Origin of the sequence: Flavobacterium sp. (assembly GCF_049590715.1) — a bacterium.
Classification (GTDB): domain Bacteria; phylum Bacteroidota; class Bacteroidia; order Flavobacteriales; family Flavobacteriaceae; genus Flavobacterium.
Genome location: NZ_JBAWDL010000196.1, coordinates 1 through 7,905 on the forward strand (window position 1 = coordinate 1; position 7,905 = coordinate 7,905).

Sequence of the window (7,905 nt, forward strand, 5' to 3'; positions counted from 1 at the left end):
TCTCTAAAACAGTATGGTCATTATTGCCATAATTTCGTGCACTGCGGTATTTCCAGTCTATTGTGCCTGTTACAAAACCTGTCTAGACTGGATTGTGGTTTGAGTTGCTATTCTCCGTAAATATTTATAATATTATGATTTACCAATCTTTGCGGGTACGAGTTAAAAAATCGCACTAGCCTTTATCTTTAATGTATAATTGCGCCAGTCTAGGACATTATACTCGCGCCAGCTGAGGCAGATAAATATCTGCGCTAACTAATGTGGTAGATCAGCGCGGTCAGGTTAAGCCAAATGTCCAAATCCGTTGTAGTGGCTGTTATGCCTAGTTATTCTATTTGAATGTTAAGTCTATTTTTAAAATAGTCTTTCCAAAATTTGATTACTATTTCAATTTCATCGACAAAATATAAAATAGTTCCATCCTCCATTTCTATTTCAAGACTTGTTTGATCAAATTCTCTACTAAAAATATTAGAAAATGGTCCTTCGTGTTTTAAAGTTGTCTTTATTGAGGCTTTTGGTCTCGAAACTTTTGAATGTTTTGAACCATTAGCTATATCGTGCATAATCTTTAGTGATTCGCATTCAGGATAAAGTGTTGCTCTAAAATCTCCAATAGATGACATCAAATGAACACCTTTGAATTCTTCAAAAACCCAGTCAACCAAATGCCAAGCATTAGTACATAGTTCAGTTGCTTTAACTGATGATGTGTCGTCTTTTTCAAATTCTTCGTATTGTAAAAGCAAATCCTTTAATCGATCTTCTGAGGTCTTATCTTCAAATGTGTACATAGTTTCTATATAATTAGGCATAACTAGTATATAAGCGAAGGTTTGTTTCGCTTAATATTTTTATCAAATATATTGTTTTTTTCTTACAAATAATTAGATCTACTTTTAATATACGACTAGTTTCTTTTGTAAATATGAAAAACAAAAACGTTATTAATAGCCCCGATAGCAGTGAAAATCCTCTTGTATTGCGATAGAAATACAAGAGATTGTAACGAATAGCGGGAGTAAAGGTTGTTGTGGGATTCAATCCTTCTGCTCCTAAAAAAGTTACCCCTCAATTCCACCCAAAAGTTGCATCAATTCCAAAGCTCTTCTAGTTTGTTTTACTTCGTCAAAAGTTAATAGAAGTCTTAACCCATTAGGAGTTTGTTTTTCTTTCATTTTGCAAAGGTTGCTGTGTTTTTGAACAAAGGTCAATACGTTGCGGAAACGGTTGGATTGGTAATAATCCGATTGCTGGTCCGAGACGAAATAGCAGATCATTTTGCCTTGTTTCATCACGAGTTTTTCGATACCAATTTGGGTGGCAATCCACTTGATGCGGATGCTGTTCATCAAGGCAATCGCTCGTGGTGGCATAGGACCAAAACGGTCAATCAATTTGGTTTGAAAGACTTGCAGGGCTTCTTCGCTTTTTATGGCGCCTAGTTCGTTGTAGAGGCTCAAACGCTCCGAGATGTTGTTGATGTATTCATCAGAGAATAAAAGCTCAAAATCGGTATCGATTTGAAGGTCTTTGACGTATTCTTTGGTTTCGATGTCGTTTTCTTCGGGATACAGGTCTTTGAATTCGTTTTCTTTCAGTTCTTCGATGGCTTCGTTTAAGATTTTTTGGTAGGTGTCAAAACCAATTTCGTTGATGAAACCAGACTGCTCGCCCCCTAATAAATCTCCTGCTCCACGAATCTCTAAATCTTTCATGGCGATGTTGAATCCGCTACCCAATTCGTTAAATTGTTCCAACGCCTGAATACGTTTACGAGCATCATCAGTCATCGCCGAATACGGCGGACAGATGAAATAACAAAACGCTTTTTTATTCGAACGCCCTACGCGACCCCGCATTTGGTGCAAGTCAGACAGTCCAAAATTATTGGCGTTGTTGATGAAAATCGTGTTGGCATTGGGTACATCCAAACCACTTTCGATGATAGTGGTAGCAACTAAAACGTCAAACTCTCCGTTCATAAAGGCGAGCATCAGTTCTTCGAGTTTTTTACCTTCCATTTGTCCGTGACCAATTCCCACGCGGGCATTTGGCACGAGACGCTGAATCATTCCGGCAATTTCCTTTATATTTTCGATGCGGTTGTTGATAAAAAATACCTGTCCGTTACGCTGAATTTCGTACGAAATAGCATCTCGAATCGTCTCTTCGCTAAAACCAACCACATTCGTCTCAATAGGATAACGGTTGGGCGGTGGCGTGGTAATCACTGATAAATCACGGGCAGCCATCAAAGAAAATTGCAAGGTTCTCGGGATAGGCGTGGCGGTCAAAGTTAGTGTATCAATATTGGCGGCAATGGTTTTAAGTTTGTCTTTGACGTTGACACCAAATTTTTGCTCTTCATCGACGATCAATAAACCGAGGTCTTTGAAAACCACATTTTTGTTGACCAATTGATGCGTTCCAATCACAATATCGAGTTTCCCTTCGGCGAGTTGCTTTAGGGTTTCAGCTTTTTGTTTGGCGGTTCTAAAACGGTTGAGGTAGCCTACTGAAACCGGCATATCCTTTAATCGTTCGGTAAAAGTTCTATAATGTTGGTATGCCAAAATTGTCGTTGGTACCAAAATCGCTACTTGTTTGCTATTGTCCACGGCTTTGAAGGCAGCACGAATGGCAACTTCGGTTTTACCAAAACCTACATCACCACAAACGAGGCGATCCATTGGGCGGTCGCTCTCCATATCGGCTTTGACTTCTTGGGTCGATTTGTATTGGTCGGGCGTGTCTTCATAGATAAACGAACTTTCTAATTCGTTTTGCAAATAACTATCAGGTGCAAACTGAAACCCTTTGTCCAAACGTCTTTTGGCATACAACTGAATCAAGTTGAAGGCGACATGTTTGACTCTGGCTTTGGTTTTTTGTTTTAAGGCTTTCCAAGCATTCGACCCTAATTTATAAATTTTGGGTGGCGTTCCGTCTTTACCGGCGTATTTTGAAACCTTGTGCAGCGAGTGAATGCTCACGTACACTATGTCATTATCAGCATAAACGAGTTTAATGGTTTCTTGGGTTTTGCCTTCGACTTGTATTTTTTGGAGTCCACCAAATTTCCCAATTCCATGGTCGATATGCGTGACATAATCGCCGACAGAAAGGGTGGTCAATTCTTTTAAAGTGATATTTTGCTTTTTCGAATAGCCGTTTTTGATGTTGAATTTATGATAGCGTTCAAAAATATGGTGATCGGTATAACAAGCAATTTGGTTTTCCTCGTCAATAAATCCTTGGTACAAAGGTAAAACGACGGTGTTGTATTGCTTGCGAATGTTCTCTGAATTGGTTTCGTCCAAAGATTCAAAAATATCATGAAAACGTTTCGCCTGTGCGTCATTCGAACAAAATAAATAATTGGTCAAACCGTTAAAATGATTCTCGCTCAAATTGTTCAACAACAAATCAAACTGCTTGTTGAAAGACGGTTGCGGCTGAATGTGAAATTCGAATTTCTGGGTAGTTTTAAAGATAGGCTTGTTGGCTAATTCGACAATCGAAAAGTCTAAAGCACGATGAATAAACGATTTTTGATTCAAAAACAATTGCTCAGGCGTGGCATGCTTAATGTCCTTGGATAATTTTTCAAATGCTTCTTCGGCCTTGGCAAATTGTTTGTCGAGTTGAGAAAGAAAACTTTCAGTGTTTTGAATAAAAAGCACGGTTTTTTCAGAAATATAATCCAAGAAACTTTCTCGGTTTTCTTGAAAAATCTTGTTTTCGACATTCGGGATAATCGTGATTTTCTTTTGGATTTCTATCGAAAGTTGGGTCGCTACATCAAAGGTTCGAATACTATCCACTTCATTCCCAAAAAATTCGATTCGGTACGGATTGTCATTTGAAAACGAAAACACATCGACAATACCACCACGAACAGAAAACTCACCTGGTTCGGTAATAAAATCGACTCGTTTGAATTCATATTCAAATAACACTTCGTTGATGAAATCGATCGAAATTTTATCACCTACACTTACTTTTAGAGTGTTTTTCTCTAAATCCTTTCGGGTTACGACTTTTTCAAATAAAGCTTCGGGATAACTAACGATAATCGCTGGTTTTTTGCGTGAGTTGATGCGGTTAAGCACTTCGGCACGTAGTAAAACATTGGCATTATCAGTATCCTCAATTACATAAGGACGTCGAAAAGAACCGGGATAAAACAAAACATCTTGGTCACCTATCATTTGTTCGAGATCATTCAAGAAATAAGCGGCTTCCTCTTTATTATCTAAAATAAACAAAAATGGCAGTTCCGTTTTTTTGAATAACGATTGTACAACAAAAGAAATTGCAGAACCTAGCAATCCATGTAGATGTAGTTTTAATTGCTTTTTTTCTTGCAATTGGGTAGCAATTTGCATCGTTTTAGGCAAATGCTCATAGGTTTTGTATAAGGCTACTTTACTCAATGGTAATGACTTCAGTGTTTGAATATGTATTTGGGATGGCTCTTGATTCATCTAACATCCTCTTTAAATCAGCTTCGCCTTCTTCCTGCGGTATTTTGCTTTTTTCAACGGTTTTGTCCATTTCTCTTTGTAAAGTGGCTAATTCTTTATTGATTTCGCTGATTAATTGCACCACTTTCTCACTAGGAATTCTATCGAGATGAATGTACAAATCCATCATACGAACCTTAGTAATCACTACAGCAATGCGGCTTTTTATTTGAGGTTTATCAAATTGTATTGGAATATTGGTGTTCAAATTCATTGCTGCCTTTGAAATAGCAGTAGCTTTTCGCTGAAAAGCACCAATGGTTTTTTTAGGTTTTTTGGATAATTCCGCTAGAAAAAGACGGAGTTCATTCCATGTTTTGACACTTTCTTCGGTAGTTTCATTGATAGGGGTATCGTAAAAAACCCAGGCTTTCTCAATGGTAGAAAAGATGATTTCATTTTTGGCCATCTCTTTTTTGTTTTCTTCCATGCGTTTTTGATTCTTGTCTTGACAAGAAAAAAGAAAAACTATTAAACTAAGAAAACAATATACGATATGTTTCATAACAAGATTTTATAGGCTGTAAAGTTACAAAGTAAATCGTTGAATTGCGAATGGTTCTTTATTTAGAAAATTAACTTTTTTGGTGTTGCTTTTTAGATCAATAAAAAAACAAAACCATTCTAATTTTTTTTAAAATAAGAGTAACCAATGATGACTAAAGTTTCTACACAAAACAACCTAACTATAAAATTATCAACAGGATATGATTTGTAAAAAATTATAGGGTTTGAATATTACTTTTTTAAAAAGAAGAAATATCAATGATTTTATAGACACATCAAAAATTTTATTTGAGAATTCTTAGGATAATATAGTGTTACATTTAGATAATTTTAAGAATTTTTCATTTCAACTTATGTTTAATTTTATACTTAATAAATTATTTAAAAACAAACTAATGAAAAAATTACTGACTATGTTTTTTGTTTTGGTTCTTGCAATCAATGCAAATGCACAAGAAAAAAAGAGTGTTGAGGGAGCTGCTAAAGAATTACATTTAACGACAGAACAATTTGACCAAATAAAAGTGCTTGCTAATGAAAGAAATCAAAAAATTGGCGAAGTAAAAAAACTTCAATTGGATTCTGATGACGAAAAAGAAAAAATTCAAGAAATTATGAATACTTATTTCCCAAAAATCAATAATGTATTAGGGAAAGACAAAGTAAAAGAATGGAATGCTTATTGGAAAAACTAATTTCAAATTATTATATTTAAAAGTTGTTGTTTTTGTAAAACAATTTAAATGAAGCTCATCTAAGAAGATGGAAAGTTTTGAAGTTCGTAAAGTCAAAAGAACCATTGTTACAATAAGTTATATAACACCTTTTTGAATCTTTTAAAATCACAACATTAAAGTGGTTTCAGTACATAAAAAAAGGACCATTCTCACGAATGGTCCTTTTTTTTTATAATCTTGAATTGTTTTAGTCAGCTAAAACAATCACTTTATTGTCTTTCATTTCGATAGTTCCTGAATTGATAGCTAAAGTATAATTTTGATCATTTAATTTGGTAAACAAATCAGCAGATTCTTTGCTAAAATTAAAACTTGAAGCTGTAATACTTACTATTCCCTTTTGAAGAATTGAAACTATTGGTGCGTGATTATTTAAAATTTGAAAACTACCATCAACACCTGGAACAGTGATTGAAGTGATTTCTCCTTTGAACAAAGATGCTTCTGGTGATACTATTTCTAAAATCATAATTTATTATTAAGGATTTTGGATTTGAGATTTGGGAATTAGAAATCCTAATTCTTGTATTCCTTATTCCTAAATTGATTAAGCTTCCGCCAACATTTTTTCTCCAGCTTCGATAGCTTCTTCAATAGTACCTTTAAGGTTAAATGCTGATTCTGGTAAGTGATCTAATTCACCATCAATAATCATATTAAATCCTTTAATAGTATCTTTAATATCAACCAAAACTCCAGGGATACCTGTAAATTGCTCCGCTACGTGGAAAGGTTGAGATAAGAAACGTTGTACACGACGTGCTCTAGAAACAGATAATTTATCTTCTTCAGATAATTCTTCCATACCTAAAATCGCAATAATATCTTGTAATTGTTTGTATTTTTGAAGAATTTCTTTTACTCTTTGTGCGCAGTCATAATGCTCATTTCCTAAGATTTGAGGAGTTAAGATACGAGAAGTAGAATCCAATGGATCAACCGCAGGATAAATACCTAACTCAGCAATCTTACGGGACAATACTGTAGTAGCATCTAAGTGAGCAAACGTTGTTGCTGGTGCTGGATCTGTTAAATCATCCGCAGGAACGTAAACCGCTTGTACAGATGTAATAGATCCTTTATTTGTAGAGGTGATACGCTCTTGCATCGCACCCATTTCAGTTGCTAATGTTGGTTGGTACCCTACTGCAGATGGCATACGCCCTAAAAGTGCCGATACCTCAGAACCTGCTTGAGTAAAACGGAAGATATTATCAACGAAGAATAGTACGTCTTTACCTTGGTCTGAACCTGCTCCATCACGGAAATATTCAGCAATAGATAATCCAGATAATGCTACACGAGCACGAGCTCCTGGAGGCTCATTCATTTGTCCGAAAACGAAAGTAGCTTTAGACTCTCTCATTCCTGGTAAATCAACTTTAGATAAATCCCATCCTCCATTTTCCATAGAGTGCATGAATTCCTCGCCGTATTTTATAATACCTGACTCTAACATCTCACGAAGCAAGTCATTTCCTTCACGTGTTCTTTCTCCTACTCCTGCGAATACTGAAAGTCCACCGTGACCTTTTGCAATATTGTTAATCAACTCTTGAATTAATACTGTTTTACCTACTCCAGCACCACCGAATAATCCAATTTTACCTCCTTTTGCATAAGGCTCAATCAAATCGATTACTTTAATACCTGTGAATAAAACTTCTGATGAAGTTGCTAAATCTTCGAATCTTGGCGCTTGACGGTGAATTGACATTCCGTTCTCACCTGTTTTAGGCAATTCTGGCAACCCGTCGATAGCATCTCCTACGACATTAAATAAACGTCCATAAACATCTGCTCCAATTGGCATTTGAATAGGATTTCCTGTTCCCACTACTTCATAACCTCTACTCAAACCATCTGTTGAGTCCATAGATATGGTACGAACTGTATTTTCACCAATATGAGACTGTACTTCAAGAATTAATTTAGTACCATCTTTTTTTATGATTTCTAATGAATCATAAATTTTTGGAAGTTCAACATCTTTTCCGTTGAAAACTACATCGACAACTGGTCCGATGATTTGGGCAACTTTTCCTATTACTTTTGACATTGCTTATGTATTTATTAAATAGCTATTTAGGTTTATGAAACATTGTTAATCGATACAAATCGAATAAGCT

Annotated in this window: 6 protein-coding genes; 1 reads left to right on the top strand and 5 read right to left on the bottom strand. The window is 35.6% G+C overall.

The window, feature by feature from the left end; translation table 11 throughout:
- Positions 1 to 329: 329 nt before the first annotated feature.
- The 3 genes from WBQ70_RS08785 to WBQ70_RS08795 all read right to left on the bottom strand — a co-directional run bounded on the left by WBQ70_RS08785 (position 330) and on the right by WBQ70_RS08795 (position 4,962).
- Positions 330 to 797, bottom strand: a complete 468-nt coding sequence (locus WBQ70_RS08785) for a hypothetical protein (RefSeq protein ID WP_423913025.1) — start codon at positions 795 to 797, stop codon at positions 330 to 332.
- A gap of 270 nt (positions 798 to 1,067) precedes the next feature.
- Positions 1,068 to 4,394, bottom strand: a complete 3,327-nt coding sequence (gene mfd, locus WBQ70_RS08790) for a transcription-repair coupling factor (RefSeq protein ID WP_423913035.1) — start codon at positions 4,392 to 4,394, stop codon at positions 1,068 to 1,070.
- 40 nt (positions 4,395 to 4,434) lie between these two features.
- Positions 4,435 to 4,962 (bottom strand): hypothetical protein, encoded by a 528-nt coding sequence (locus WBQ70_RS08795; protein ID WP_423913028.1) that lies wholly within the window; start codon positions 4,960 to 4,962, stop codon positions 4,435 to 4,437.
- A 472-nt stretch (positions 4,963 to 5,434) separates the two neighbouring features.
- On the opposite strand from WBQ70_RS08795, the gene WBQ70_RS08800 reads away from it, so the two are divergent.
- The gene (locus tag WBQ70_RS08800; RefSeq protein WP_423913029.1) at positions 5,435 to 5,734 is read left to right on the top strand and encodes a hypothetical protein; all 300 of its coding nucleotides are present in this window, start codon (positions 5,435 to 5,437) and stop codon (positions 5,732 to 5,734) included.
- A gap of 229 nt (positions 5,735 to 5,963) precedes the next feature.
- On the opposite strand, the gene WBQ70_RS08805 is transcribed toward WBQ70_RS08800, so the two are convergent.
- Together WBQ70_RS08805 and atpD are read right to left on the bottom strand one after the other, a co-directional pair.
- Complete coding sequence (locus WBQ70_RS08805; protein ID WP_423913031.1) at positions 5,964 to 6,245, bottom strand: F0F1 ATP synthase subunit epsilon; 282 nt, start codon at positions 6,243 to 6,245, stop codon at positions 5,964 to 5,966.
- 78 nt (positions 6,246 to 6,323) lie between these two features.
- Positions 6,324 to 7,835 carry a F0F1 ATP synthase subunit beta gene (atpD, locus tag WBQ70_RS08810; RefSeq protein WP_423913033.1) on the bottom strand — a complete coding sequence of 504 codons (1,512 nt, stop codon included), beginning with the start codon at positions 7,833 to 7,835 and terminating at the stop codon, positions 6,324 to 6,326.
- Positions 7,836 to 7,905 lie beyond the last annotated feature (70 nt).